Source organism: Ruminococcus sp. MCC718, assembly GCF_018783905.1.
GTDB lineage: Bacteria > Bacillota > Clostridia > Lachnospirales > Lachnospiraceae > Hominisplanchenecus > Hominisplanchenecus faecis.
On record NZ_WQNP01000125.1, the window covers coordinates 1 to 2541 of the forward strand.

Sequence of the window (2541 nt, forward strand, 5' to 3'; positions counted from 1 at the left end):
TTGAACAAAATCGCTGCGCGATGGCCTGCCAAGGCTGTGGCGCAGTTTTATTTTTATTAAAAAAGCAGTGGAATTACTTTCCATAATCCGTTATTGTTAAGTTACCACACGAAACAACTGAACTAAGAAAGCTCCACTGCCTATGATAAGAATAACATTTTCCAGTCTCTTCCGCAATCGGAATTATGACGCTAACGCACCTCCGAATAGGTAGATGTAATTATTAACACTACTTATTCTGGAGGTTTTATTATGTATAAAGATATTTTTGAATCCATCCGCAATGAAGCGGAAAAACGTAACCTGCGTGAAAGAACTATTCAACTGTATTGCTCTGATGTCAGTTACTTCCTTCGTTGGATTGGAAAAAATGTTTTTGATCTTACACTTGAAGATGCGGAAAGTTTTCTTACTGCCAAACGTCTGGAAGGAAGGTCTCCTGAAACTCACAATCACTATCGGTCTGCAATCAAGTTCTTATATAAAAAGGTGCTGAAGATTCTCTGGGATGATGACACTGTTCCGGCTATGAAAAGAGAGCGAAATCTTCCTGCTGTTCTATCCCGCGATGAAATAAATGCAATCATTGACGCCACTCCGAATCTGAAGCATAAAGCGATTATTGCAACTATGTATTCTTCCGGATTACGTGTATCAGAGGTTGTTCATCTTCATTATGATGACATTTCACGTACCAACATGACAATTCATGTTCGTGAAACCAAAGGCAGAATTGACAGATATACAATTCTGTCTCAAAAAAATTTAGACCTTCTCACAGAGTATTGGTACAAATGTGGTCGCCCTAAAGATATCCTTTTCCCAAGTTCCTGGTCCGGTGGATATCTTGATATAGCCAGTGTTAACCAGTTCTTTAAGAAAAGTGCTAAACTCGCCGGCATTAACCGTCATGTTTCCTCTCATGCGTGCCGTCATAGTTTTGCCAGCCACCTATTCGAAAGTGGCACAGATATAAAATATATCCAGTCACTTCTGGGACATGTTGATCCTCGCTCTACAGATGTTTACCTTCATGTGAGCAACAAGACACTTCTTGGAATCCGCAGCCCGTTCGACACCCCGGAAGGTGGTGAATCATGAGTAAGGATTGTACGATTCAGGATGTTTTTCATCGTTTTTATCCATCTTTTGAATCCACACATAGTATTTCTCCCGCTCAGCGAAAGGCCGCTTATCACATCATGAATTGCAAAACCGGTGCCTTTGGTGTGAATGTAAGCGTATGCGAGGACTGCGGCTGCATGTCAGTCCACTATAACTCCTGCCGTGACAGATGCTGTCCTATGTGTCAGGAGTTTCCAAAAGAAAAATGGGTAGATGCACGGCGTGAGGATATCTTAGATGCTCCTTATTTCCATGTAGTTTTTACAGTTCCAGAAGAACTTAATCCCATTATCTACAGCAACCAGAAATTCTTATACACTGCTCTTTATCATGCGGCTTCAGATACTCTCAGTGAACTTGCTGCTGATAGTAAATATCTTGGGACTGATATCGGCTATATTTGTATCCTCCATACATGGGGAAGCACCATGAATTTTCATCCTCATATCCATGCGATTGTTCTTGGTGGAGGGCTGGATGTGAAAAATCATTGGAAAGACAACGGGAAAGAGTTTTTTCTTCCGATTAAGGTGATCTCCAAAATATTTCGTGGAAAATATATGGCTGAACTTAAGCAGCTCTGGGAAAATGACAGGCTTGAATTTCATGGATCGGCTGCACCTTACAAAAACTACTATACTTTCAAGGAATTGTTAAATACCTGCTATACAAAGGAATGGATTCCTTATTGCAAGAAACCATTTGACGATGCCGACTCTGTCATCAGATACCTTGGAAAATACACCCACCGGATTGCTATCAGCAACTACCGTATAAAAGACATGACAGAATCCACAGTTACTTTTTCCGCTAAAGATTACAAAAACCAAGGGCTTTGGAAAGAGATCACCATATCCGGCGAGGAATTTATCCGTCGATTTTTAATGCATGTTCCTCCAAAACGTTTTGTACGTATCAGGCACTATGGTCTTCTTTCATCCAGAAATAAGAAGAAAAAGATTACCCTATGCAGAAACATCCTTGGTTGCAAAAAATATATTTCCAAGCTGAAAGATATGGATGCACCTGCCATTATCCGTCTTCTTTATAATAAAGATATATGCAAGTGTTCTTCCTGTGGTGGTAAGATTATTCCTCTGCCTACAGAACAACATTTTATAAAACCAAAACCACATATGCTCTGTTAACGTATTATAACTGTATATTTTTTTAGCTTCCTTAGGGAGGCTTATTTCTGGTGTCATAATACAGGACTGAATTATAAATTCTATGTGTTTCTATGTGTACACGCTATCCTATTATAAATAGAGTGTCATAATTAAAAGTCCATATAGAGTTGACGCGCTTTGTTCAACCAGAAAAAATCGAAATTGATGCAAACGAAAGGGCAGTTAATGAAAAGTCTCCATACTGCTTTTTCGTTTGCACCACCTTCGATTCTTTCCTTAACGATTT

2 protein-coding genes are annotated in these 2541 nt (G+C 39.5%); both read left to right on the top strand.

Features of this window, described 5'->3' with window-relative positions:
• Window positions 1-252 precede the first annotated feature (252 nt).
• Entirely contained in the window at window positions 253-1101 is an 849-nt protein-coding gene (locus GPK60_RS10930) for a site-specific integrase (protein ID WP_215660047.1), read from the top strand.
• Entirely contained in the window at window positions 1098-2273 is a 1176-nt protein-coding gene (locus GPK60_RS10935; protein WP_215660050.1) for an IS91 family transposase, read from the top strand. Before GPK60_RS10930 ends, GPK60_RS10935 begins: the two co-directional genes overlap by 4 nt.
• The last annotated feature ends 268 nt before the right edge of the window (window positions 2274-2541 follow it).